General features: G+C 64.5%; 18 protein-coding genes. 10 read left to right on the top strand and 8 right to left on the bottom strand.

Annotated features, from left to right (window positions below):
- Positions 1-30: 30 nt before the first annotated feature.
- From L2Y96_RS07310 to mutS, 8 genes are all read left to right on the top strand, one after another.
- The gene (locus tag L2Y96_RS07310; RefSeq protein WP_247334785.1) at positions 31-639 is read left to right on the top strand and encodes a hypothetical protein; all 609 of its coding nucleotides are present in this window, start codon (positions 31-33) and stop codon (positions 637-639) included.
- The gene (locus L2Y96_RS07305; RefSeq protein WP_247334783.1) at positions 620-2,068 is read left to right on the top strand and encodes an XVIPCD domain-containing protein; all 1,449 of its coding nucleotides are present in this window, start codon (positions 620-622) and stop codon (positions 2,066-2,068) included. The genes L2Y96_RS07310 and L2Y96_RS07305 overlap by 20 nt, the downstream gene beginning before the upstream one ends.
- Positions 2,069-2,490: 422 nt before the next feature.
- Positions 2,491-3,081 (top strand): hypothetical protein, encoded by a 591-nt coding sequence (locus L2Y96_RS07300; RefSeq protein WP_247334782.1) that lies wholly within the window; start codon positions 2,491-2,493, stop codon positions 3,079-3,081.
- A 128-nt stretch (positions 3,082-3,209) separates the two neighbouring features.
- On the top strand, positions 3,210-3,806 hold the full coding sequence (locus L2Y96_RS07295; RefSeq protein WP_247334780.1) for a hypothetical protein: 597 nt from the start codon (positions 3,210-3,212) through the stop codon (positions 3,804-3,806).
- 199 nt (positions 3,807-4,005) lie between these two features.
- Positions 4,006-7,035 carry an autotransporter domain-containing protein gene (locus tag L2Y96_RS07290; RefSeq protein WP_247334778.1) on the top strand — a complete coding sequence of 1,010 codons (3,030 nt, stop codon included), beginning with the start codon at positions 4,006-4,008 and terminating at the stop codon, positions 7,033-7,035.
- Positions 7,036-7,059: 24 nt separating this feature from the next.
- On the top strand, positions 7,060-8,109 hold the full coding sequence (locus L2Y96_RS07285) for a hypothetical protein (protein ID WP_247334775.1): 1,050 nt from the start codon (positions 7,060-7,062) through the stop codon (positions 8,107-8,109).
- Between the two features lie 209 nt (positions 8,110-8,318).
- Complete coding sequence (locus L2Y96_RS07280; protein ID WP_247334773.1) at positions 8,319-9,218, top strand: peptidoglycan-binding protein; 900 nt, start codon at positions 8,319-8,321, stop codon at positions 9,216-9,218.
- Positions 9,219-9,383: 165 nt separating this feature from the next.
- On the top strand, positions 9,384-11,969 hold the full coding sequence (gene mutS, locus L2Y96_RS07275; protein WP_247334772.1) for a DNA mismatch repair protein MutS: 2,586 nt from the start codon (positions 9,384-9,386) through the stop codon (positions 11,967-11,969).
- A gap of 301 nt (positions 11,970-12,270) precedes the next feature.
- On the opposite strand, the gene L2Y96_RS07270 is transcribed toward mutS, so the two are convergent.
- The 5 genes from L2Y96_RS07270 to htpX all read right to left on the bottom strand — a co-directional run bounded on the left by L2Y96_RS07270 (position 12,271) and on the right by htpX (position 18,548).
- Positions 12,271-13,014, bottom strand: a complete 744-nt coding sequence (locus L2Y96_RS07270; protein ID WP_247334769.1) for a hypothetical protein — start codon at positions 13,012-13,014, stop codon at positions 12,271-12,273.
- A 278-nt stretch (positions 13,015-13,292) separates the two neighbouring features.
- Entirely contained in the window at positions 13,293-13,691 is a 399-nt protein-coding gene (locus tag L2Y96_RS07265) for an RNA-binding S4 domain-containing protein (RefSeq protein WP_247334767.1), read from the bottom strand.
- A 38-nt stretch (positions 13,692-13,729) separates the two neighbouring features.
- Positions 13,730-14,632 carry an AEC family transporter gene (locus tag L2Y96_RS07260; protein WP_247334765.1) on the bottom strand — a complete coding sequence of 301 codons (903 nt, stop codon included), beginning with the start codon at positions 14,630-14,632 and terminating at the stop codon, positions 13,730-13,732.
- 64 nt (positions 14,633-14,696) lie between these two features.
- Positions 14,697-16,565: a molecular chaperone HtpG gene (htpG, locus tag L2Y96_RS07255; RefSeq protein WP_247334756.1), complete on the bottom strand. Its 1,869-nt coding sequence runs from the start codon at positions 16,563-16,565 to the stop codon at positions 14,697-14,699.
- Between the two features lie 1,092 nt (positions 16,566-17,657).
- The gene (gene htpX, locus L2Y96_RS07250; protein WP_247334753.1) at positions 17,658-18,548 is read right to left on the bottom strand and encodes a protease HtpX; all 891 of its coding nucleotides are present in this window, start codon (positions 18,546-18,548) and stop codon (positions 17,658-17,660) included.
- A 197-nt stretch (positions 18,549-18,745) separates the two neighbouring features.
- Here htpX and gluQRS point away from each other — a divergent pair, with 197 nt between their 5' ends.
- Complete coding sequence (gene gluQRS / locus L2Y96_RS07245) at positions 18,746-19,615, top strand: tRNA glutamyl-Q(34) synthetase GluQRS (RefSeq protein ID WP_247334751.1); 870 nt, start codon at positions 18,746-18,748, stop codon at positions 19,613-19,615.
- Positions 19,616-19,669: 54 nt separating this feature from the next.
- Complete coding sequence (gene phbB, locus L2Y96_RS07240; RefSeq protein WP_247334747.1) at positions 19,670-20,422, top strand: acetoacetyl-CoA reductase; 753 nt, start codon at positions 19,670-19,672, stop codon at positions 20,420-20,422.
- A gap of 143 nt (positions 20,423-20,565) precedes the next feature.
- On the opposite strand, the gene L2Y96_RS07235 is transcribed toward phbB, so the two are convergent.
- The 3 genes from L2Y96_RS07235 to L2Y96_RS07225 all read right to left on the bottom strand — a co-directional run bounded on the left by L2Y96_RS07235 (position 20,566) and on the right by L2Y96_RS07225 (position 24,994).
- Positions 20,566-21,675: a catalase family protein gene (locus L2Y96_RS07235; RefSeq protein ID WP_247334739.1), complete on the bottom strand. Its 1,110-nt coding sequence runs from the start codon at positions 21,673-21,675 to the stop codon at positions 20,566-20,568.
- An 82-nt stretch (positions 21,676-21,757) separates the two neighbouring features.
- Positions 21,758-23,422 carry a ShlB/FhaC/HecB family hemolysin secretion/activation protein gene (locus tag L2Y96_RS07230; RefSeq protein WP_247334738.1) on the bottom strand — a complete coding sequence of 555 codons (1,665 nt, stop codon included), beginning with the start codon at positions 23,420-23,422 and terminating at the stop codon, positions 21,758-21,760.
- A gap of 105 nt (positions 23,423-23,527) precedes the next feature.
- Entirely contained in the window at positions 23,528-24,994 is a 1,467-nt protein-coding gene (locus L2Y96_RS07225; RefSeq protein WP_247334736.1) for a collagen-like triple helix repeat-containing protein, read from the bottom strand.
- Positions 24,995-25,008 lie beyond the last annotated feature (14 nt).

Genomic DNA, 25,008 nt, shown 5'->3' with positions numbered 1-25,008 from the left:
ACGCGCGCAAAGAGACGAACCAGGACCGCCGTGACCACTCATCATCGCCTCAAAAACACAGGTCTCATCGGAGCGATCGTCGCGACTGCCCTGGTTGCCTGCTCGTGCCATCGGCAGCCCATGCCACACGAGAAGCCGTCGCCCGCGCGGCGCTATATCGTGACCATATCCATCGACGGGATGCCGTCGTCGTTCGACAGCGCCTCGGCGCGAGCTTTTTACCAGGTAACGAACGACGACTGCGCTCCAACCATGGCTATTTCCGGAACGACCGAGATACCTAATACGGGCTTGGAACTCCACCTCACCAAAGTCAACGGCAATCGTTACACAGCCACCTTCGATCTCGATCCTTTTCTTGATGAAGACTACTTCGGCAAAGGTGTTTGTCACTGGGCATTCACCTCGATTGGCTTCACTGGGATAAAGGGCCGGCGATCGTTCATGGCATCCTTCAACTCAGACGACCTTTCAGGATCAGGGAAGGCCGAGAACTATTTTGCGCAAGGTACGCTCGACGACGCGACCAAGCCGCTGAAGATCGCTGGCATCAAGAATTCATCCATATTCGGAAGTAACAAAACGTTCAAGATTGACGTGACGGCCAAGGAGGCCACAAATGACAACGACAACAGATAGCTACGCATTTCTGGCGGACGATGCCTATGTACCCCGGATGGATGGCCAGGAAGTCCAACATGGTCAGCGTCATTTCGTAATCGAAGATTCGGCCATGGATATCACCACTGGCTTCTATGCGCGCACCTATCGCGATGTCGATTCGGGTGAATTAATCATCGCCTTTTGTGGAACGGACGATCTACTCGATGCTGTCGTCGATGTCGCGATGGTAAATTCAAGAATCGACCTTCAGGCCTACGAGTCGGAGCAGTACACGCGACGAACCATTGGCGAACTCGCCGAGAAGCTCCATATGAGTCCCGAATCTCTACCGATATCGGTTACCGGCCACTCCCTTGGCGGCGGACTCGCCCAATTGAGCGCCGAGAAATTCGGCATTCGAGGTGAAACGTTCAACGCCTACGGAATTGTCGGACTCAGGGGTCATGATGATCGAGGCGACGATCGCATCATCAATCATGTCCGCGCTACTGACGTCGTGAGCGCTGCAAGCGAGCACTACGGCGAGGTACGTGTCTATGCAACCGCCGCAGATATTGAAACGATCAAGGCTGCCGGATATGCCGATCAGAGGGATCACCGTCTTATCGATGCGCTTAGTTGGCGAAACGTCGAAGCTCATGCTTCCAAATCGTTCGTCAATAGCTCGACAGGGCCGGGCATTATCAACAGTGTCACGACGGAACGATACCAGGAAAACAAGACGTCAATTGATGCCTTCCGCAATGACATTCTGACGGGTCGTATTCAACTCACTTCGAATCTCGAGCACCCCGAACTCATTGGCGTACGAGCACTGGAACAACCCGTCAAGGCCGTGGGTTCTGTAGCGATTGCAAATGCGGTTGTTGCCGGAGATCAACTCGTGCGCGATGCCCGAGCGCTCCGCGACGGTGGACGCGAAGTTCTTAAAGCAGCTCAATCAGCCATAAGCCACGTGTCCGATCGTTTCTCAGATCCGAACATCGCGACAGCACTCGGAGGAGCGAGCTACGGCGCACCTGCGCATAGCCCCCCACCTAGCGGCGAAGATCTACGCAAAGCCGATCACCCCGGACATCAGCTTTACACGCAGGCGCATCGCGAAGTCTCCGCGATTGATCAACAGCTTGGACGTTCTCCCGACGCAAACACCGATAGGCTAGCCGGCGCAATCTCGGTGGCAGCAGCGCGCGAAGGCTTTAACCGGATCGACCATGTCGTGCTCAACGGCGATGGAAGCAAGGCCTTTGGCGTACAGGGAGACCTCGGGTCTCCTTTCAAGCGATATGTCGAGGTTGGCACAGCACAGGCCATGAGTACTCCGCTCGAACAGAGCTCCCGTGAGTGGCACGCGGCCGCGGCTACGCGCGACCAAGACGCGCAATCCCAAGCCCAACAGGCGACGCAGACCCAACAGGCCGCCATCCGCCCCCACGGCCCCTAATTCCCGGTTGATACGACGGGAACCAAGTCGTGGCATTGTCGATCGACAGACATCCATCAATGTGCCCGTCGAAAGAACGTCTGAGCACACGTTTCGAGGTCGCATAGCCGATAATCCCTTCAAGGATGAAGACTATGACGGGCTTGGCCCGTGCCGCTGACTGGTTTCGATTGCGTCATTCAACATGAATCTGGGCGGCCGCCGATTCTCAGCAGGTGTTACTGAGTCAATAATCACCAGCAACAGTACTCAAAGACAATATTTCTCACCGCAATCCTTCAGCGAAAATGAGAAAAATCGAACCCAGTTTTCACTAACCAATCCCGATTCGCTAAGGGATAGCCGAAACCAGAAACTTTGCTCCGTAACAATAACGGCCAAGGAGGCCGATGATGCTTAGGACCAGGGATACACGCCTGAGAATGGCGGCCATCGCGGCGACAGTTGTTACCGCATTGATCCTTTATTCGCTCGATCATGATTACAGTCCGCATGCGAATCCGAAGGCACATCGGTGGTCAACGGTCACTATTTCGACCAGTGATCTTCCGTTCACCCCGGAAGCACCGTCCGTGGATGCCGTCTATGCAGTCAGCAATCTGAGCTGCATGAAGCCAAGGATGGTGTCGGGCGCCCTGCCCATGCCGCAAAAGACGATCGCGATTCCTGTGGTAAAGCTGTCCGATTCATCGTATGCGGCGAAGCTACCGCTCGACCCCTATGCCGATGAGAACTACGACGGATTGGGTGACTGCCATTGGGATTTCGCCTCGGCGACGTTCAACATGAAGCACGGCCCGCGTCACCTCAGGGCCACCATCTCGAACAAGGCGGTGGAATCTAACGGAAGCGAAACCCGTTACTTCACATCGTGGCAATTCAATTCCTCGCCCACTGATCTACCGCAAACCGGAATTTCCAACCCGCAAGTGCTTCATCCCCGCGATGGGGAATCGCTGCACGCTGTAACGCTCACGGCCAAGGAGGCTACGGATGAACGCGACAGCAAATGACTACGCGTTTCTAGCAGACGATGCGTTTAACTGGATCGGTCGCGTCGTCCTTAACAGCAAGGGACGCGAGGTCTTTGGCGTACGGACGCCTCTACCAAGCAGCAATCAATCGTCGGTGTAACGCAGCCATGAAGACCCTTCATGAACGGTTAAAACCATTCTATATGGCGCCAGTCGCATTTCTTATCGCGGCCGGACTGTTGACCACGTGCCAACAGTCGGGCCCTACGATCCGGCGCAACCCGGATCCGAGGAAGCCAATCTCCGTTGAGGCAGCGATTACCGGCGCGCCGGGCCCTATCGATACGATGCGGGCCACGGCGCACTACCAGATCGAGAATGTGATGTGTGTCCCCGTGACCGGCATCGAGGGCGTACGCAAATACCAGGACTACGACGTGGGCCTCCAGGTTATCCGTACAGGCGACCGCTTCCAGACGACCGCAATGGAAGACGCGTTGCTTGATGGCGACTTTTACCGTCAGGGGGTCTGCCACTGGGAGCTATCCATCGTGACGTTCATAGCCCAGCACGGAAGCCGCAAGTATTCCGCGTCCATCTCTCCTGTAGGAAAGTACGCCAAGCAAACGACGCGGTCCTACTATTCGAATGAGTCGTACCGGCATCCGGATGCGCCCGCGCTTGAGTCAGGACTCTATGACAAGGCGAACTACGGGAATCCAGAGGATACGTTCCATATCGACCTCCTCGTGAAACGCCCATAGAGACCGTGACCTGCCCCCTGTAGGAGCGCGCTCGCGCGCGATTCGCACCCCAATCCACCCCCTCCTACAGCGAATCGTGACCGAGTATGCGTTTTCGGTGCGACCTGCGCCTTACATGACGATGTCTACCCAATGTTGGATCACCTACAATTGATAGTGGGGATTCAGAGGCGCTGGGCGCCGTTTGGGGATTATCAGGATGAACAAGACGTACCGGCTCGTTTGGAGCGGGTCGCGGGGTGCGCTCGTGGCCGTTTCGGAGCTGACGCGGGCCCGTGGCAAGGGTGGCGCGGCGAAGAAGACGGCACCGGCACTGGCGCTGCTCACGGCGGCCGGCCTGGCCTTCGCCGGGCAGGCACACGCGGCGGTGAGCTGCGGCGCCAGCAGCTGTACCTTTTCCGCTAATGGCGACACCAACACGGCAGGCATCACGACCACCGGCACCTATGAGCTGCACGCCGGCTTCGGCGGTGGCACGGCGACGCAGGCGGGCGCGATCACCGGCAGCGGTGGCGTCATCCTCAATTCGGGCTTCTACGCCCCGCAGCCCACCTTCATCTTCGCTGGCGGGAACAACAGCTATACCGGCCTCACCCAGGTCTCCGATACCGCGTCGCTGCAGATCGGTACGCAAAGCCAGGCGGGTGTACTGCCGGGCGATGTGACCTTCCTGCAGATCAATACGGGCGCTTATTTCGTCGGCAACCTGTACCTCGTCAACGCGACGGGCACCAACGGCACCGCGTACGCCGGCAAAATCTCGCACGCGCAGGGCGTGTACCTGAGTGGCAACACCACGCTCGGCAACGCCACCATCGACGCGAGCACGCTGATGGCGGGCCATGCCGATGGCATCGTGGAAGTGGATGGCAACGCCAACACCGGCGGCACGCACATCACCGGCTTCTCGTCGGTCACCTATGCGAGCACGACCCGCGCCGGTACCAGCCTCATCGAGACCCCGCAGGCCCCGCCGGGTGGCAGCACGACCATCCAGTTCCTGGACCAGTCCAGCGCCGACCACGCCACGATCAACAACAACGCGGCCGATGGCTATGCGGCCTCGATGTACTTCGGCGCCCAGGCCAGCGCCGGTTCGGCCACGATCAACAACGGCGATCCGAACGCGAGCGTCGAAGCCAATACGATCGCCGCGCCCAGCCGTAACACCGTGCAGTTCTGGAACCAGGCCACGGCGGCCTCCGCCACGATCAACAACGACAACGGCTACCTGCTGTTCGATTACGACAGCACGGCGGCGCAGGCGCAGATCAACAACCGCCACGGCAGCGTGCTCGACTTCTACGACCAGGCGACGGCGGGCAGCGCCAGCATCGTCAATGAAACGGGCAGCTCCATCGCGTTTGAGGCGGATACGACGGCAGGCACGGCCAGCTTCACCAACCGTGCCGGCGCCAATATCGACATCAGCCAGAACAACGCCAGCAGCTTCAGCATTGCCCACCTTTCGGGCGACGGCGATGTGTATCTGGGCAACCACAACCTTGTCCTCGGCAGCACCGACAGTAACGATTCGTTCGGTGCCCTGCACGATGGCTTCGGGCCTGCGTTTGCCGACTTCGGCGCCACGCCGACCACCGGTGGCAGCCTGCTGAAAGCCGGTACCGGCACGCTCGTCGTGAGCGGCGTGAGTACGTTCACCGGCGGCACGACGCTCGCCGGCGGCCACCTCGTTGTGGGCGATGCGGCCCACGCCGGCGCCGTGCTCAGCGGCGACCTCGTCCAGCAGGTGGGCACCACGCTCTCCGGCTTCGGAACGATCGGTGGCAACGCACAGCTCAACGGCGTGGTCGCGCCGGGCGACACCGCAACGGTGGGTACGCTGCACATTGGCGGCGACGCCACGTTCGGCGCCAGCGCGCTCTATCAGGTGAAGGTCCGCACCGACGGCACCTCGGACACGCTGGCGGTCGGCGGCAAGGCGACCCTCGCGGGTGGCGTGCTGGCCTTGCCACAGGGCCAGGCTTACAAGGCATCGACGACGTACACCATCCTCACGGCGGGCGGCGGTATCGCGGGCCAGTTCGGCACGGTGAACTCGGATTTCGCCTTCCTCACGCCGAGCCTCGCCTACGCCGGTACGAGCGCCCAGCTCACCCTGGTCCGCAACGACACCTCGTTCCAGGACGTGGGTACGACGCCCAACCAGAGCGATACGGGTACCGCGATCGATACCTTGACGCCCGGCAACCCGATCTACGACACCGTCGTCGTGATGAATGCCGCCACGGCGCGCGATACGTACAACGCCCTTTCCGGCGAAATCCACGCGAGCCTGCAGACGCGACTGGTCGACGACAGCCGGCAGATCCGCGATGCGATGAGCGATCGCCTGTTCGAGCGCGCTGGCACGGATGCGCAGCGCAACGGTGAACTCAGCGCCGCATGGGTGCGCGCACTCGGCGGCAACGGCCGCCAGGCGGGCTCGCAGAGCCTCGGTACCGCGAGCGCACGCGGCGATATGTCGGGCGTGCTCGGCGGTATGGACGTGCCGATCGGCGACCAGGCCAGCATCGGCATCGTCGGCGGCCGGGGCTACGGCACGCTGGATGTGCGTGACCGTGCTTCGACATCGACGACGCACAGCAGCTTCGCTGGCGTATACGGCGGCGGCCAGGTCGGCTCGCTGCTGTTGCAGGGTGGCCTCGCTTACGACTGGAACACCGTCCGCACCACGCGCCAGGTCAACTTGCCTGACAACGCGCAGCGCCTGACCGGTGATTACCACGCACCGGTGCAGCATGCCTTCGTGGAAGCGGCGTTGAAGGTGGAGTCCGACCATGGGTCCGTCTTCCCCTACGTACGTGCGGCCGCCACGCGTATCGACGCCGAAGCGTTCGCCGAACACGGCGGTGGCTTCGAGCTCAAAACACGCGAGCGCCGGCAGACGACACCCTCGTCGACCGTCGGCGTGCGTGGTGCATGGGCACCGGACGCCACCGACGCGGGCGCGGTCAGCGTCCACGCCAACGTCGGCTGGCAGCACGCCTACGGCAGCCTGCCCGCGCGTCGCGATGTCGCCTTCACCACCGGCGGTGATGCCTTTGAAGTGTTCGGCACCGCCCTGCCCCGCGACGCGGCTATCGCCAGCGCGGGCGTACAGCTTCGCCTTGGCCGGCGCATTTCGGTAGGCATGGATGCCGCAGGTCTGTTCGCGCATGGAAGTCATCAGACCGGTGCGTCGGCCAACCTCACCATTGCTCTGTAATTGCCCCTCACCGAAGGATTTTCGATGAACCACGGTAAACGACACCTGCTGGGATGGCTGTTCGCCTCGCTGGCACTGGCTGGAAGCGCCAGCGCGCAGGCCACGGATAACACGCCGGCCCTCACCACCGTTGGCCAGGCCGGCGCCGCGTATCGCGCGCCGGGCGTGCCCGATAACTACGTGATCACGCCCGGCGGCTATTTCGACCCGGCGTGCGTGCAGCACATCGCCCCGGGTGAAGCCTTGCAGGGCGACGGCCAGGTGCGCCAGGCCAATGGCCGGATGCGTCAGGTGGCGCCGTGCACGCGCCCCCACTTCACCCGTGATGGCGTCGCCCTCGCACCGGGCGAAGGTGCCGAGCAGTCGCCCGTTCGCGTGCGCTCACTGGCGAAGGCCGCTGGTACGCCGACCGCGCAGCCGGACATCGCGCATGCGTATGTCGAATCGGCCACGTGGGTCGCGTCGAACAACCAGATGCGCCGGATGACTGCCGACTGGGTGGTGCCGACGAATCCCAGCGTCGTGTCGAACGGCGTGGTGTTCTTCTTCCCCGGCCTGGAGGATCTCTCCAACGTCCGCTCCATCCTGCAGCCGGTGCTGGGCTACAACGCCTATTCGTCGAATGGCGTGGCGAATCACATCTGGACGATAGCCAGCTGGAACTGCTGTATCGCGGGCAACGTGTTCTCGTCGGATGCGGTGCAGACCTACCCCGGCAACCGCATCCACGGTGAGATGGTGATGGATTGCCCCGTGGGCACGAACTGCCAGCGTTGGACCGTGACGACCACGGACCAGACGATGGGCAACACCACGACGCTCGCCAATACCGACACGATCGACCAGGAGTTCGACTGGGTGTTTGGTGTGGCGATGGAGGTGTACGGCATCACCAACTGCCGGCAGTACCCGCGCGATGGCAGCATGACCGTGAGCAATATCCAGCTGTGGGATCTGAACAACACGCCGGTGACGCCGAGCTGGAGTGGGACGGGGAGCACCACGAGTCTGCAGCCTAGCTGTCTTTATCATGTGGATGCGACGCGGGCTGACGCGATTACGATTAGTTATTGATCGGTTGGTGGGGAGCGTTTCATCGAGATCGCGCGCAAGCGCGCTCCTACAAGCGCTGGGGTTTGTAGGGGAAGTACCGATAGTTGGCGGGGTGTTGGCCTACACGTTGTGAGGGACTAGCGGAGCGCTGTGCGGATTCATTCGGTGTACGGTGTGCAGGGCTCACGGAGTGGGCCCTGGCACCGCATCACAAGGGAATGGAGACGACGATGGATCGCGAATCGCAACTGGCCACCCTCGCCTGGCAGGCGGGTATCACACAGCCGTTTGAACTGGCGAACTTCATGGCGCAGGTCAGCCATGAGTCCGATGGGCTCAGCCTGCTGGAAGAAGGCTTCCGCTACTCGCGGGGCGTTTATCAGATTCCTGTGCGCTGGGCATGGCGCGAGGGGCGTGAGCCGCTGGAAGAAGCACAGCGCCTGGCCATGCAGGGCAAGCCCGAGGCACTCGCCGAACTCATGTACGGCGGCCGCCTCGGCAACGACGCACCCGGCGATGGCTGGCTGTATCGCGGGCGCGGCTATATCCAGCTCACGGGCAAGGACAACTACGCGGTGGCCGGGGAGGAACTCGGGATCGATCTCATCGGCCACCCCGGGTTGGCGGCCGATCCCGCCACCGCATCGCGTATCGCCATCTGGTTCTGGCAAACCCGCGTGCCCGTCTCCGCGCTGCAGGATCCACGCGCGGCGACCCTGGCGATCAATGGCGGCTTCAACGGACTGGAGGATCGCCAGGCGCGCTTCGCCGCCTGGGTCGATCGCCTCAACCGCGCGGCCGTGGCAAGCCTCGCCGCCGGCAACGGCCTGCCGCCCCTATCGCACGATAAGGCCTACCGCCCGCTCCGCCCGGGCACCTGGGGCGAAGACGTCCGCACGCTGCAAACCAACCTCACCCGCCTGTGCTTCACCAACGGCAACGGCCGTCCGCTCCACGTCGACGGCATCTACGGCCCCGGCACCACCGCCGCCGTAAGAGCCTTCCAACGCCTGCACAAACTAGGCGTCGACGGCATCGTCGGCGCCAAAACCCAGGCTGCCATCGAAGCCCAGCTAACCAAACTAGGCCTCCGCCGCCTACAGCGGGACGACACCTACACCCCGCCCTAACCCAGTAGGAGCGTGCTTGCACGCGATGGGTCTTGCCGCGAGCACCCAATCGCGCGCAAGCGCGCTCCTACAGGCGCGGTTGCGTCGGCCCGAGGCCTAAGCCGGTATCATGTACGGCCGGCCTGCCATCGGCAGGCCGCCCAGCAACCCAAGTTTCGGAAAATCATGGCTTTAGCAGAAGACATCGCCTCGGCGGCGGGGCATACCCCGTTCATGCGCCAGTATCTGGCCGCGAAGGCGGAACACCCCGATATCCTGCTGTTCTTCCGGATGGGTGACTTCTACGAGCTGTTCTACGACGACGCCCGCAAGGCGGCGCGCCTGCTCGATATCACGCTGACCCAGCGCGGCCAGTCGGCCGGTGCGCCCATCCCCATGGCGGGCGTGCCTTACCACGCGGTAGAAGGCTATCTCGCGCGCCTGGTGAAGCTCGGTGAATCGGTCGCGCTGTGCGAACAAATCGGCGACCCGGCCACGTCGAAGGGCCCGGTGAAGCGCGAAGTCGTGCGCATTGTCACGCCGGGTACGGTGACCGATGCCGCGCTGATGGAAGAGCGCCGCGACAACCTGCTGCTTTCGATCGCCGCTGGCCCGAAGGGCTACGGCATGGCCTGGGTGGATCTCTCCACCGGGCGCTTCCTGCTGACGGAAACCGCGACGGCCGAAGGCCTCGCTGCGGAACTGGCACGCCTGCAGCCGGCGGAAACACTGGTCAGCGAAGATATCGCGTGGCCGAAGCTCGTCACCGCCCTGCCCGGCGTGCGCAAGCGCCAGCCCTGGCACTTCGATGGCGATGCCGCCACGCGCGAGCTTTGCCGCTTCTTCAAAACCCGCGACCTGCGCGGCTTCGGTGTGGAAGGCCTGCCGCTTGCTGTGGCCGCCGCCGGTTGCCTGCTCGGCTACGTGGAAGAGACCCAGAAAAGCGCGCTGCCGCACCTCACCGGCATGGCCGTGGAGAACGCCAGCGAGACGATTGCCATGGATGCCGCCACCCGGCGCAACCTGGAGATCGATACGCACCAGAGCGGCAATGTTGAAAACACCTTGCTCGGCGTGCTCGACGAAAGCGTGACGCCCATGGGCGCCCGCCTGCTGCGCCGCTGGCTCAACCGTCCGCTGCGCGACCGCACCTTGCTGCGTGGCCGCCACCAGGCGATCGGCGCGCTGATCGATGCACGCCGCCACGGGACGCTGCGCGAGCAACTGCGTGGCGTGGGTGATCTGGAGCGCATCCTCGCCCGCGTCGCACTGCGTTCGGCCCGCCCGCGCGATCTTTCCACGTTGCGCGATGGCCTGGCCGCCGCGCCGCGCCTGCGCGAGGAAGTCGATAGCGTCGACAGCCCGCTGCTGCATGACCTGGTGCAGCGCATCGGCGACCACGCCGATACCGCTGCCCTGCTCGCCCGCGCCATCATCGAACAGCCGCCCGTGCTGCTGCGCGATGGCGGCGTGCTGGCCGAAGGCTACGACGACGAACTCGACGAACTGCGCCGCCTTTCCACCAATGCCGACCAGTTCCTGGTCGACATGGAAGAACGCGAAAAGGCCGCCAGCGGTATCCCGACCCTCAAGGTCGGCTACAACCGCGTGCACGGCTATTACATCGAAATCACCAAGGCGCAGTCGGAGAAGGCCCCGCAGCACTACACGCGGCGGCAGACCACGAAGAACGCCGAGCGCTACATCACCGAAGAGCTCAAGCAGTTCGAAGACAAGGTGCTCTCGGCGAAGGAACGTTCGCTGATGCGCGAGCGTGCGTTGTACGAGCTGCTGCTCGACAAGCTGATCGACCAGCTGCCCTCGCTGAAGATCGCCGCCTCCGCCATGGCCGAGCTCGACGTGCTCGCCAACCTGGCCGAACGCGCGGAAACGCTCGACTGGGCCGCACCGGTCCTCACCGATGTGCCGGGTATCCGTATCGAACGTGGCCGCCACCCGGTGGTGGAAAAGGTGCGCGACGAGCCGTTCGAACCGAACGACATCAACCTCGATGCATCACGGCGCATGCTGATGATTACCGGCCCGAACATGGGCGGTAAGTCGACCTACATGCGCCAGAACGCGCTGATCGTGCTGCTCGCTCATGTCGGTAGCTACGTGCCGGCATCGGCCGTCACCATCGGCCCGATCGATCGCATCTTCACGCGTATCGGCTCGGGCGATGACCTGTCGCGCGGCCAGTCCACCTTCATGGTGGAGATGAGCGAGACGGCGAACATCCTGCACAACGCCACCGACTGCAGCCTCGTGCTGATGGACGAGGTGGGCCGCGGCACCAGCACGTACGATGGTCTCTCGCTCGCCCGCGCTGCCGCCGTGCACCTGGCGGCGACGAGCTGCGCGTTCACGCTGTTCGCGACGCATTACTTCGAGCTCACCGAACTCGCGGCCGAGTACCCGACCATCGCCAACGTGCACCTGGATGCCGTCGAATACGGCGAGCAGCTGGTCTTCATGCACACGGTGAAGGAAGGCCCGGCCAACCGCAGCTTCGGCTTGCAGGTGGCCGCGCTAGCTGGCCTACCGAAGGCGGTGATCGCTGACGCACGCCGTTACCTCTCCGCGCTGGAGCAGGGCCACGAGGTGACCACCGCCGTCGCCGCCCCCGCCACGCCGGCACCGCAGATGGGCCTGTTCGCACCTCCGCTGCCCTCGCCGGTGGAAGAAGCCCTCCGCTCGGTCGACCCCGACGACCTCACCCCCCGCGAAGCGCTGGACCAGCTCTACAAGCTACGCAAGATGCTCCGCTAACCCGCTAACCCGCTGCCGGCCATGGTCGGCACCCGTAGGAGCCCACCCTGTGGGCGACGCCGTTCGCGACATGGCTGCAGGTCCTGTGGCTTTATCGCGAAAAGATGTCGCCCACAGGGTGGGCTCCTACGATAGGGGCGGCCTATCGGAATCATCCGAATAATCAAATTCCCAACGGCATCGGGCGCTCCTATAGTTCGCCCATCACGGCGCCTATCGACTCTCCATCCATCGGTGCCGTGATGCCTTCCGCCCCGCCCTGAGAATTCAGCAGCCCGGTGGCCGGGGCGGGAGGCGTTCTTTAATAGCTCTTGTTGCTGGTGACGCCACCCAGGCCGTAGTGCCGGGATTCGATGAGCGTCCGCATCAGCACGATGAACAGGTCGGCGCTGAAGAGCGACAGGTAGTGCACGCCCCAGAGCGTCTGACCACGCTCGTCGAGCAGGCGCAGTGAACCGGAGGTCGTCCCTTCGTCCACCGAGGCGATCTCGTGCAGCGGAATCGTCAGACCTTCGAATTCCACGCCTAGCGGGCTCAGGTAGAACGCCGTGGCCTTGATGCCCTGCCCCGCCTTGCCCTGTCGACGCGCGTGGCGATCGTCATCGGAGACCATGTGGAAGACCACGCCCTCGCCTGCTTCGAGTGCACGCAAAGTCAGCGGCCCACGTTCGCGCAATTGCCCTTCGATGATCGCGCCACGCAGGCGGAATGCATCACCGAGGTTATCGCGCACATCGACCCACGGTGATTCCGCATCGCGGCGGAACGCCAGGCCGTTAACGAGACCCGTCTGCTGACCGGTGCGATACAGGTAGAGATCCGCCATGTGCGCGAATGGCACGAAGTCGTCCTGCTTCGTACGCGAGTAATGAATCACTACGCCGCGGTCGTGCAGCGCGAGGACCACCTTCGGCTCGAGCGTCTTCCACGCTACCGCCAGGCCCAGGCCCGCGAAGCACAGCACGGCAGCAATGATCGTCGCGAGGGGATGGTCGGCCAGCGAGCCACCTGCTGCGACCAACAAGGGCGTGGCGATGCCAGCCAAAAGCAAAACCGCAGCCGCCGCAAGAACGACGCTGTGCGATCGCACCCGCCCATGCCGACTGATACGTCGACCCGGCGCGATGCCTGACGCTGGAACCATGCGAATCCCTCCGCCGGTGGGGGACTCACCGGGCTCCCGCGAGGCTACAAAATCTCAGCGCCGATGAAAACAGCCCCGTGCATTCCCAGGCACCTGCGCGCGATAACCAACGAAGCGGAGACGCCGGGCACGTCAGCACCCTCGGGCGTTTATCGCGCGCAAGCACGCTCCTACAAGAGCTATAGGGTTTTCTTTAGGTCCTGGATCAGGCGGCGGTCGCGCTTGTCCGGGCGGGCGTCAGGGCGGAGCAGCGCGCCGCCGGTGAGGCGGCGGTCTTCGCGCATGCGGGCGCGCTCGGCGATGCTCTCCTCCGTCTCCTGGTAGAGCTTCTGCGCTTCGGGCGCGGGGCCACGCTTCTCGGCCAGCCCGGCCACCACGCAGGCCAGGCGCTCCTCGCCACGGGTGATCCGCAACTGGTCGCCCACGTGCACCGTCTTCGCCGGTTTGCAGGTGGCGCCATTCAGCTCCACCTTGCCGGCATCGATGGCCTGTTTGGCCAGGCTACGGGTCTTGAAGAAGCGCGCGGCCCACAGCCACACATCGGCGCGGACGCCAGCGTTCGTCGAGATATCGGTCATAACGGCAGTGTGCGGCCGCCGGCCGGGAAACCCAAGGCTCAGGCGGGCAGGAACAGGTTGCCCAGGGGAATCGTGGCGAGTGAGATGAGGATGCCCGCCCCGAGTACCGTGTTCGCCAGGCGCGGCTCCAGGCCATGCTGGTCGGCGAGGATCGCCGCCGAGATCATCGGCGCCATCGCCGCCTGCAACACGCCGACCGTGAGGATCAGGCCACCCACGCCAGCCGCCAGGCCCACGCCGAGCGCGATGAGCGGCGCGAGCACCAGCTTCCAGCCAAGGCCCGCGATCAAGGCACCCACCTGGTCGCGCTGCAGGTGCAGCTTGAACTGCAGGCCCACGGAGAACAGCGCCAGCGGCGTCAGGGTCTGGCCGATCTGCATCAGCAGCTTGTCGACCGCAGCGGGCCAGCCACCCAGCACGCCCACCACGATACCGACCAGCAACCCGAGGAACGGCGGGAAGCCCAGCACGCGCTTCACGATCATGCCGCCACTCGCGCCCTTCCCCGAGTAGATCGAGGCCACGATGATCCCGCCCGCCGCCAGCAGCGGGAAGCAACCCAGCTGGTCAGCGATCACCGCAACGGACAACCCCTCTTTCCCGTGCAGGGCCTCCATCATCGGATAGCCCATGAACGAGGTATTGCCGAGCCCGCACACGAGCGTCAGGCAGCCGATGCGCTGCGGGGTCCAGTGGAAGATCCGCCCCAGCGTCGCCGCGACGGCCCACGAACCAAAGAAGGTGATCCACATCCCCGCCACCGGAAACCACAGGTGCGGATCGATCGCGACATGCGGCACCAACGCCAGCACCAACGCCGGCAAGGCGATATTCAACACCCACCAGTTGATCCCCGGAACGATCCCCTCCGGCAGGTTCGCAAACCGCCGACAGAGAATGCCGAGAGCCAGGCAGACAAAAAGAATGAGAAGCGCAGACATCCCCAAACCATACCGGAATGCCACGCCGTTGTAGGAGCGCGCAAGCGCGCTCCTACAAGGGGCTTCAGCCCAGCAGGACGCGGTTCATGCGCTGGACGAACGCGGCGGGGTCGGTGAGTTGGGCGCCAGCGGTGATTTCGGCCTGCTCGAGCAGCAGGTTGGCGAGGTCGCCGGCCTTGCTGTCGTCGCCTTCGGCAGCCAGGCGCTTCACCAGCGGGTGCTCGGGGTTGAGCTCCAGCGCGGGCTTCGACTCGGGCACGTCCTGGCCGGCTTCACGCAGCAGGCGCGCAAGGTGCGGGGCCAGGTCGAAATCCGCCAGGGCCAGGCACGACGGCGAATCGGTGAGACGTGCCGAGACGCGCACCTCACTCACCTTGTCGCCCAGCAAACCCTTGGTGCGCTCGAGCAGCGGACCCGCAGCTTCGTTAGCGGCTTCCTGCTTCGCCTTGTCGGCTTCATCCAGCGGGAAATCGCCCTTGGCCACGTTACGCAGGCGCTTGCCGTTGTATTCGGTGAGGTAGCCGAGCATCCACTCGTCGATGCGGTCGGACATCAGCAGCACTTCGATGCCCTTGGCCTTCAGCGATTCGATCTGCGGGCTACCGGCGGCCGCGGCGTAGCTATCGGCAGTGACGTACCAGATCGCATCCTGGCCCACGGCCATGCGGCCGATGTAATCGTCGAGCGACACCGACTTCTCCGCGCCCTCGCCCTTCGTCGAGGCAAAACGCAGCAGCTTGGCGATGCGTTCGCGGTTCGACGCATCTTCAACGATGCCTTCCTTCAGCGTATTGCCGAAGCCCGCGAGGAACGTGGCGAACTTCTCCGGCTCGTCGCGCGACACCTTCTCGAGCAGGTCGAGTACGCGCTTCACGCATGCCGCCTTGATCTTCTCGAGCTGGCGGTTCTGCTGCAGGATCTCGCGGCTCACGTTCAGCGGCAGGTCGTCCGCATCCACCACGCCGCGCACGAAACGCAGGTAGTTCGGCAGCAGTTCTTCCGCGGCATCCATGATGAAGACGCGCTTGATGTACAGCTTCAGGCCCTTACGCTCTTCGCGGCCATTGCCCATCATCAGGTCGAACGGCGGCTGCTCCGGCACGTACAGCAGCGTGGTGAAGCTCTGGCTGCCTTCCACGCGGTTATGCGCCCACGCGAGCGGGTCGTTGAAATCGTGGCCGAGGGCCTTGTAGAAGTTCTTGTATTCCTCGTCCGTGATCTCGCTCTTCGGCCGCGCCCACAGCGCCGAGGCCGAGTTCACCGTGACCCACTCGGTGGGATCCGGCTTGCCGTCCTTGTCTTCAGGCATGCGGATCGGGAAGGCCACGTGGTCGGAATACTTCGTGACCAGCTGACGCAGGTTCCAGCCCTTCAGGAACTCGTCTTCGTCAGCCTTGAGGTGCAGCACCACGGTGGTACCGCGCTCGGCGACGTTGGTTTCCTCGAGGGTGTACTCGCCCTTGCCATCACTCTCCCAGCGCACGCCACCGTCGGTGGGTTCGCCCGCACGGCGGGTGATCACCGTGACCTTGTCGGCCACGACAAACGCCGAGTAGAAGCCGACACCGAACTGGCCGATGAGGCGCGAATCGGCCTTTTGCTCACCGGAAAGCGCTTCGAGGTAGCGGCGGGTACCGGAGCTGGCGATGGTGCCGATATTGGCAACGACGTCTTCGCGGCTCATGCCGATGCCGTTGTCGCGGACGCTGATGGTCCGAGCTTCCGGGTCCCAGGTGACCTGGATGCGCAGCTCGGCGTCTTCGGTGACCAGGCCGGGGTTGGCGAGGGCTTCGAAGCGGAGCTTGTCGCAGGCGTCGGAGGCGTTGGAGATGAGCTCGCGGAGGAAGATTTCCTTGTGCGAGTAGAGGGAGTGGGTGACCAGGTGCAGGACCTGGGCGACCTCGGCTTCAAATTTACGGGTTTCCTGGCTCACGATGCCGTTCCTTCAAGGTAGGACAGACCCGGGATTATGGGGGTCTTGGGGCGAAAGAAAAGTCTTCCGGTCTGGCTCGCCTTCGGCTTCGCGGGGCTCGGCGTTCGCCATCGCGGTCGCGCTCGGACGTCTCCGGAAAGAGCCCTTGGCGCCCACCCTCGCTGCTCAGACAAGTCTCCAACGTTCGAAAAGGAGCCCCTCCGGGGCCATGTACCTGATTGCCCTACGGGCGCGAACCGGCGTGCGGACGGGGGTTTGAAACTCGCCTTCCTGGCTCGGTTTCAAACGACCGGCCATCCATGGCCGGCCCCGCCTGCGGCGGCTGTTCCCGTCCGCCCGCCTCGTCTCCGACAACTCGCCTCGAGGGTGGGCGCCAAGGGCTCTCGGACACACGGAGGCAGATCGGTGGGAAAGCCACCGCCGACAACACGGCTGACCGGGCGGCGTCTGACGCCTGACAAACGACCGAAACGCCCGGCCGTAGGAGCCCACCCTGTGGGCGACATCTTTCGCCCAAACGCTCAGGCCCTCTCGTACGGCACGATCGATTAAGGGCCAGACGCCGCAAGATCCGCAGTCTGCCGCGAACGGCGTCGCCCACAGGGTGGGCTCCTACAGAAATGCCACGGGCTTATTGGTGGGTTTGTGCCTCGGGCGACAAGGTCTGCCGCTACGACCGTGGTGCCGGCTCTCCAATCACACGCCCTCAGTGCCTCGGAGAGTCCTCGGCGCCCACCCTCGAGGCGAGTTTCGCAGGCGAGGACGACGGGCGGGAACAGCCGCCGCAGGCGGGAGCGGCCATGGATGGCCGCTCGTTTGAAACCGAGCCAGGATGGCGAGTTTCAAACCCCCGCCCGGCGACCGGTTCGCGGCCGTAGGCCAATCAAATACATGGCCCCGGAGGGGCATCCCTTTCGAACGACGAGGACCTGTCTGAGCAGCGAGGGTGGGCGCCGAGGGCTCTCCTGCGACCACGTACGAGCGCTAAAGCGATGGCGAAAGCCGAGCCAGCCCAACGCGATGCCGAAGGCGAGCCGTCCCACAGGCACCAAGCCAAAAAAAACCGCCCCGGAGGGCGGTTTTTAAGGAGGCTTAGCGGGCGTTCTGCAACGCCGCGATGCGTTCCTCGATGGGCGGGTGGCTCATGAACAGGCGCTTCAGGCCGGTCGCCAGATGGCCCGCAATACCGAACGCCTGGATCGTCTGCGGCAACGAGGTCTCGCCGTGGTTTGCCGACAGGCGCTGCAACGCAGAGACCATCGACGCGCGGCCCGCCAGGTTCGCGCCCGCCGCATCCGCGCGGAACTCACGCCAGCGCGAGAACCACATCACGATCATCGACGCAAACAGACCAAACACGATCTGCAACACCATCACCGTCACGAAATAACCGATACCACCCTCACCCTCGCGCTCACGCCCACCACTCAGCCAGCTATCGATCAGCCGGCCCACGATGCGCGCCGCGATAATCACCAGCGTATTCAGCACGCCCTGGATCAGGGTCAGCGTGACCATATCGCCATTCGCCACATGGCCGATCTCATGGCCCAGCACCGCCGACACCTGCTCGCGATCCATCTGCTGCAGCAAGCCCGTGCTCACCGCCACCAGCGCGTTGTTACGCGACATACCGGTCGCGAAGGCATTCATCTCCGGCGCGTCGTAGACCGCCACCTCGGGCATGCCGATGCCGGCCTTGTCCGCATGGCGGCGCACGGTCTCCAGCAGCCAGCGCTCCGTCTCGTTGCGTGGTTCGGTGATGACCTTGGCGCCCGTGCTCATCTTCGCCGTCCACTTGGAAATGGCCAGCGAAATAAAGGCGCCGCCCATGCCGAAGATGGAGGCGAAGACGATCAGGCCGCCCAAGCCCATGCCGCGCTGCGCCGCCCACTGGTCGACTCCAACGAGGTGGCAGACGATGCTGAGCAGCGCGATGACCGCGATGTTGGTAGCAAGGAATAAGGCAATACGTTTGAACATGGTTGCTCTCTCTTCAAAGCGGCTGGCTATATGGCGCCGCCTACCCTAATTTTTCGGGGCGGACACTGAATGATTCAATGCCCCGATGGCGCATGGCCCGCCCCGCGCGGGCCGCACGGGGTGTCGATCGCCTACACTGTCGCGGCCCCGTCCCTGACGCCGTGAGAAACGTCTCAACCCGTGCCCGGTCCCACCGCATGAGCTACCGCGGACGCTTCGCGCCCTCGCCCACCGGCGCCCTCCATTTCGGCTCGCTGGTGGCAGCTGTCGGCAGCTGGCTGGTCGCCCGTCACGCGGGTGGAACGTGGTTGCTGCGTGTGGAAGACATCGATCCCCTACGCGAGGTTCCCGGCTCGGCCGACGGCATCCTGAAAGCACTCGCCGCGTTCGGGTTCGAAGCGGACGAACCCGTGATCTTCCAGTCAGACCGTAACAGCGCCTACGAAGCCGCCTTCGAGCACCTGCGCTTTGCCGGCCACGTCTTCCCCTGCTGGTGCAGCCGCGCCGATCTCGCGGCCCATGGCGGGCTTCACCGGGATGGCCAGTGCATCGCCAGGCCTGACCCCGCGCGGCCGCCCGCGTGGCGCCTGCGCTCGCCAGATCGCACCATCCACTGGGTCGACGACCTGCAGGGCCCGCAAGCCGAGAACCTGCGCGAGGTCGCCGGCGATTTCGTGCTGCGCCGGGTGGAAGGCTTGTGGGCCTACCAGCTCGCCTGCGTGGTCGACGACGGCTTCCAGGACATCACCCACGTCGTCCGCGGCGCGGACCTGCTCGATTCGACCGCCCGGCAGATCTACATTCAGGAACTGCTTGGCCTGCCCCACCCCGGATACCTGCACCTGCCCCTGGTCCTCGACGGCACGGGTAAGAAGCTTTCCAAGTCCGAGCAGGCCTTGCCCGTGGACCCGGCCGACCCACTCCCGGCCCTATGCCGCGCACTTGCCTGGCTCGGCCTGGACGTGCCCCCGGCCGACACACCGGCGGCCACACTGGCCGCGGCGCTGGAGGTTTTCGAGCCTGCGGCGCTTCGCCGCAGTAGTCTTACCGCCACGCGGACGCTATAAAAACAGATTGCCTGCCGGACGGCGGGCCAACCTTCTACGGGATCCTGGCGAGTCATGAAGCACGGTACGACGCAACGCACGGCACTGGTCACCGGCGGCACGGGTGGCATCGGCACAGCGATCGTCCGCTACCTGGCCAGCCAGGGCCATCGGGTAGCCACCAACTATCGCGATGAAGCCCGTGCCGCTGCGTGGCGCGAAGACATGATCCGCGACGGCATCGATGTGGTGATGGTGCCCGGCGACGTCGCCGATCCGGTCTCGGCCGCCAACATGGTGCGCGCCGTCGAGGAACTGGCTGGCCCGGTCGAGATCCTGGTGAACAACGCCGGTATCACCCGCGACACCACCTTCCACAAGATGGATTACCAGCAGTGGACCGAGGTGGTGAACACCAACCTCAACGCCTGCTTCAACGTCACCCGCCCGGTCATCGAAGGCATGCGCTCGCGCCAGTGGGGCCGCATCGTGCAGATCAGCTCGATCAACGGGCAGAAGGGCCAGTACGGCCAGGCCAACTACGCAGCGGCCAAGGCCGGCGTGCATGGTTTCACCATCTCGCTCGCCCAGGAAAACGCACGCTTCGGCATCACCGTGAACACGGTTTCGCCGGGTTATGTCGGCACCGACCTGGTGATGGCCGTGCCGGAAGATATCCGCGCCAAGATCATCGCGCAGATCCCGGTGGGCCGCCTGGGCCGGCCGGATGAGATCGCGCACGCGGTGGCGTTCCTTACCTCTGAGGAATCCAGCTGGATCACCGGCTCCAACCTGGCCATCAACGGTGGCCATTACATGGGTTGGTAAAAGCCCAGCGCATCTCCCGTAGGAGCCCACCCTGTGGGCGACATCTTTCGCGGTAGGAGCCCACCCTGTGGGCGACGCCGTTCGCGGTAGCGCCACAGGGTCTGCAGCGCCGTCGCGAAAGAGGTCGCCCACAGGGTGGGCTCCTACGAGAGGTTTAGGTCGCTTAGGGTTTTGGGTTCTTTGATGTCTACCTTGTTGTGGTGGGCGCGGAATTTGGCCATCACTTTGTAGGCTAGCCTGCGCGCGCGCATCACCGAGCCTAGCGGGCGGTGTGCCGTCACACCGTGCCAGGGACTGAAGGCCAGGCCATCGTCGATCGCCGCCCGACGCGCTTCGTTCCATGCGGGCTGAGGCTGTACAACGAGGCGCGCCACTTCGAGATACGGGCTTTTCTCCTCAGGCCACGGAACCGAGGCATCTTCGATCGGCATGGTCTCGGGATCGGTATAGAACTGCACGCGCAGGTCCCATTCCCCGCCCTGCGCTACGAAGTGTTCGCGCATCGCATCGCGCAGGCCATCCGGCTTGCCATTGACGTTGAGCGTGGCCCCGGTGAGCGCCGTGAGGTTGGGCGAGCGTGGCGCCACACTTACCTTCACGACGTAATCGCCGAAGCGCAGCGGCGCCTGGCTGTAATAGGTATCGCCGAGCGGGTGCGTCTCGGGCTGGCCGCCCAGCGCGATGAGCGTGCTGCTACGGCTGCCCAACGCTTCGAGCACGCGCTCCGTTCCGCGCAATACGGCGGATAACGCCTTCTTCGCCCCTTCCGCGCGATCGGTCGTCGCGGCCGTGAGCTTCAGCGCGGAGGCGAACTTCTTCGCGTTGGGCGCGATGAAAGCCGGTCCGTTCACCAGCACGAAATCCTGGGTCGTCGCCTCTTCACTACCCGGCAACCGCTCGCCTTCCACGCCGATGATTTTCAATGCCATGCCGCGCGGCGTGGACACGCTGTCATCGAGGATATCGCCCGGGACCGTCGACAAGCGCAGCACGACGGGGTACGTGCCCGGCTTCGCGAAGATGCCCTGCGCCAGTTCGCGCGGAAGGTCGTTCGGCACGACCAGTTCGCCCGTCAGCAGCGCATGGCTTTTCGCGTGTACCGAGCGCCAGGCACGCCCGGAATGTTCGAGCGTGGTCTGGTTGATATCGGTGAGCGTCGCGATGAGCTGCTCGGCGGTATCGACTTCGTCCGGTTCGATCTGTTCCAGCGACTCGTGGTAGCGCAAGGGCGAGGGATACAGGGACAGGGGCATGGCACGGCGTCCGGACGGGTTCACGGCGCATCGTGGCGCCGTGCCCGTGAAGATGTGGCAAACAGCCACCGTATCAGCCGTGTTACATGAGGTTGTAGCTGAACGTCAGGTTCCAGCGCGGGTCGCGGTGCTTGCTCTCCGGCGGCGTATCGCCGGTGGGTTTGGCCAGGGCGAAATCGACGGAATAGTGCTTGCCATCCGTCGCCCGCAGGCCGATCGCGGCGGAATCGAGGCGGTTAATCAGCGGCTTCGAGCCGTTCAGATAGACACGCGCCGTCTGGTAGGCGACATAGGGCGTCAGCCCCGTCACCCATTTCGACGCCACCGTAAATCCACGGTTGAACTCGCCCGATGCCGCCCAGCCACTGTCACCCGCCGCGTCGCCCGGGTCGTAAGCGTATGCAAAGCTGGGGCCGCCGAAGTTGATCTGCTCCGTCGAAGGCAGCGCGTTATCGCTGTACTGGCCCTGCGCGCGGAAGACGGTGCCAAAGCCGTGGGGCCAGGGATCGGCAAGCGCCACGTTCATCGTGTAGCGGGTGAACTTCACATCGGGCATCGCTACGGCAAGCTGCCCGGCCACATTGCTCACCGCACGCGAATACGCGCCAAACGCATCGAAGCCATGGAACACCGCAAAGCTCAGCTGCCGCGTCCGTTTGGCGTACACCTTCAGCCAACTGATCTCGGCATTGAGCACACGCACGCTCGATTGCAGTGCAAGCGACACGCCGGTTTCCACGTTGCGGTATTCATCGCTTTGCCGCGACGCGTAGGTGCCCAGCGTGAGGTTCAGCCGCTCGGTATTTGAAAGCGTGATCGGATAGATCGCCGAAAGCGCGAGGCGATCCTGGGTAAGTCGATGGTCGAGATACGAGGGCAACTGGTTGTCGGTATCGGGTGTACCCCAGTAACGGGTGGCATCCACCTTGCCTTGCCAGCCGTCGGAACCGAACGGCTCGGTCCAACCGACGTTGTACAGGCGTTGGCTGCCACCGTTGGGGAACAGGGTCGAAACGCTGAGCTGCTCGCCCAGCGGGGTCAGGCCGTTCTCCAGCAACGAGAACACACCCTGCGTGCCGGGGTGATTGAAATCGAGACCGTAGCTGAGGTCGTAGCGCTTGCGTGTCACATCGAGCACGAGGCTCGTGGCGCCATCCGTCGTCGTAGGCGCAGGCACGCTGGCGCTCACCTTTGCTCCAGGCAATTGACCAAGCAACTGCGTGTACCGTTCAAACGTCGCCTGGGTGAGCGGACGCTCGCCGACGATATGCGCTGCGATGGCGCGCAGGCGCTTATCCATGTTGCCGGTGTCGCCGCGCAGGTCCACCTTCGACACATAGCCTTCGACGATGGTCACGCGGACGACGCCGTTGGCGAAGTCCTGGCCTGGGATAAAGGCGAACGACAACGCGTAACCATGCTCGCGGTACATCGCGGTGACCTTGTCCGCCGCGGCGACGAGATCGCCCACGGTAACCGTCTTGCCACGCATGGGTGCGAACAGGGCCGCTACTGGCGGGGAAGGGATGGATTTCAGACCCACCACGTCGAAACGGCTGGGCGTAATGGGGGTAGCAAGGAGCGCCTTGAGCGCCTCACTGGGGGCCTGCACGCTAACCTGGACCGGCGCCTGGCGGGGTGCCTCGGTGCGCGGAAGGGTTTGCAGCGGGTTCGCAGGCGCACGTACCTGCGCGGTGGCGGAGCTCACGACGGCCATGCCAAGCAGGCAACCGAACCATCGATTCATGGAAGTCCTTTAAGGTGATCGTGCAAAGCGTGGCGCCGGCGTTGCGCCGCCGGCGCCGTCCCTACAAGGCATGCGGGAGCGGTGTTGCGCCACCCCCGCCCTGCCTTACCGCCCGGCGCTGTCGCGGCGGAGGAGTCCCTTCACTCCACCGAGCAAGCCACCCAGCGGGTCCGATGACCCTGCCTGGCCGTTCCCACCTGTCGTATTGCTCAAGGTCGTGGCGCTCGCGACGCCATTGACCACCGTATTCAGCGCACCCGTCACCGGGGCAAGCGGCTGGCTCGCCGCCACGCTGGCCACACCGTTACCCACCTGCGTCACCGTCGTCGCGACGGCGCCGGTCACCGGCGACAGCGGCGCAAGCGCACCCGTGCCAACGTTACCGACCACGTTACCGACCGACGCCACCGTGACGCCCGCACCCGTAAGCGTGGTGCCCACCGGGTTCGCGTCCGGCGCCTTGCCGAGACCCGTGCCGAGGACCGTCCCCGCCGCGCCCAGCGTGTTGCTGGTGGCCTGCAGCGTGCCACCTACCGTGGTGCTGAGCGGGCTCAGTGCACCCGGTGCCGGGTTGGCCTGGACCGCCGACGCCAGCGAGCCGACGCCCGCACTCACACCCGACACGATCGAGCCGCCACCCGTACCCACGGCAGCCACGAGGTTCGTGGAGTTCTCCGGGCTGGCAGCCGTACCGAGCGATGCCGCAATCGGCGTCACCACGTCGCTGACCGTCTTGGTCAGGCCGTTCGCCGCACCGGAGTTCAACGCGGTGCCAAGCTGCGTGCCGAGGGCTTCCACCCCACTACCCGTGTTCGACACGACCGTACCCAGCGTGCTGGTGATCGGCGCGATCGGCGTACCCGCCGCCACCGTGCCCACGCCATCGCCGAGGATGTTCACAGCGGAACCGGTCTGGGTCACGACGTTGCCGAGCACGTCGGTCGTGGTGCCCACCGGGTCGCTGGTGTTGCCAATCTGGCCGAGGCCATCGGTCACGCCGTTGCCGAGCGTGGTAACGGCGCCACCGAGACCATCCACCGTGCCACCCAACGCCGTGGTCAGGCCATTGGTGCCGCCCAGGACCGTCGTCACCGGCACCTGCGCACCCACGCCACTCAGCGTCGAGCCCACCGAGGCGATGATGCCACCGAGCCCGGTCGCGGCACCTCCGACAGCGTTATGAGCCACGGGTGTACCCGTGCCGCCACCGCCGGTACCACCACCGTCGCCGCCGCCTGTACCGCCACCGGTACCACCGTCGCCACCGCCAGTACCACCGCCCGTGCCGCCTCCGGTACCACCCCCAGTGCCACCGCCCGTGCCGCCACCGGTGCCGCCGGTGCCGCCACCCGAGCCGCCATCGCTGCCGCCGGTACCACCCGAACCACCCCCGTTATCGCCTGAACCGCCGCTGCTGCCACCGGCGCCACCAGGATTCACGGTACCGCCCGAGCCACCGCCCGAATGCGTGGAACCGTGACCGCTGCAGGCAGCCATCGATGCGGCGGCAGCGAAGATCGCGCCAGCCAAAAGCGTGCGAGTGAACACCTTGCCAAAGCCCTGCTCGTTCATGACGCCCCTCCTCA

Origin of the sequence: Luteibacter aegosomaticola (genome assembly GCF_023078475.1) — a bacterium.
GTDB classification, from domain to species: domain Bacteria; phylum Pseudomonadota; class Gammaproteobacteria; order Xanthomonadales; family Rhodanobacteraceae; genus Luteibacter; species Luteibacter aegosomaticola.
Note: the sequence above shows the minus strand (reverse complement) of the source record. Positions and strands in the feature narration are given on the sequence as shown.

What these genes read in the sequence shown, in the direction of transcription:
- L2Y96_RS07260 (WP_247334765.1), bottom strand. Translation starts at nt 14,632, where the DNA reads ATGTCTGCGCTTCTCATTCTTTTTGTCTGCCTGGCTCTCGGCATTCTC.
- phbB (WP_247334747.1), top strand. Translation starts at nt 19,670, where the DNA reads ATGAAGCACGGTACGACGCAACGCACGGCACTGGTCACCGGCGGCACG.
- L2Y96_RS07225 (WP_247334736.1), bottom strand. Translation starts at nt 24,994, where the DNA reads ATGAACGAGCAGGGCTTTGGCAAGGTGTTCACTCGCACGCTTTTGGCT.
- L2Y96_RS07265 (WP_247334767.1), bottom strand. Translation starts at nt 13,691, where the DNA reads ATGACCGATATCTCGACGAACGCTGGCGTCCGCGCCGATGTGTGGCTG.
- L2Y96_RS07280 (WP_247334773.1), top strand. Translation starts at nt 8,319, where the DNA reads ATGGATCGCGAATCGCAACTGGCCACCCTCGCCTGGCAGGCGGGTATC.
- mutS (WP_247334772.1), top strand. Translation starts at nt 9,384, where the DNA reads ATGGCTTTAGCAGAAGACATCGCCTCGGCGGCGGGGCATACCCCGTTC.
- L2Y96_RS07285 (WP_247334775.1), top strand. Translation starts at nt 7,060, where the DNA reads ATGAACCACGGTAAACGACACCTGCTGGGATGGCTGTTCGCCTCGCTG.
- L2Y96_RS07235 (WP_247334739.1), bottom strand. Translation starts at nt 21,675, where the DNA reads ATGCCCCTGTCCCTGTATCCCTCGCCCTTGCGCTACCACGAGTCGCTG.
- L2Y96_RS07305 (WP_247334783.1), top strand. Translation starts at nt 620, where the DNA reads ATGACAACGACAACAGATAGCTACGCATTTCTGGCGGACGATGCCTAT.
- L2Y96_RS07290 (WP_247334778.1), top strand. Translation starts at nt 4,006, where the DNA reads ATGAACAAGACGTACCGGCTCGTTTGGAGCGGGTCGCGGGGTGCGCTC.
- L2Y96_RS07230 (WP_247334738.1), bottom strand. Translation starts at nt 23,422, where the DNA reads ATGAATCGATGGTTCGGTTGCCTGCTTGGCATGGCCGTCGTGAGCTCC.
- L2Y96_RS07300 (WP_247334782.1), top strand. Translation starts at nt 2,491, where the DNA reads ATGGCGGCCATCGCGGCGACAGTTGTTACCGCATTGATCCTTTATTCG.
- gluQRS (WP_247334751.1), top strand. Translation starts at nt 18,746, where the DNA reads ATGAGCTACCGCGGACGCTTCGCGCCCTCGCCCACCGGCGCCCTCCAT.
- L2Y96_RS07295 (WP_247334780.1), top strand. Translation starts at nt 3,210, where the DNA reads ATGAAGACCCTTCATGAACGGTTAAAACCATTCTATATGGCGCCAGTC.
- htpX (WP_247334753.1), bottom strand. Translation starts at nt 18,548, where the DNA reads ATGTTCAAACGTATTGCCTTATTCCTTGCTACCAACATCGCGGTCATC.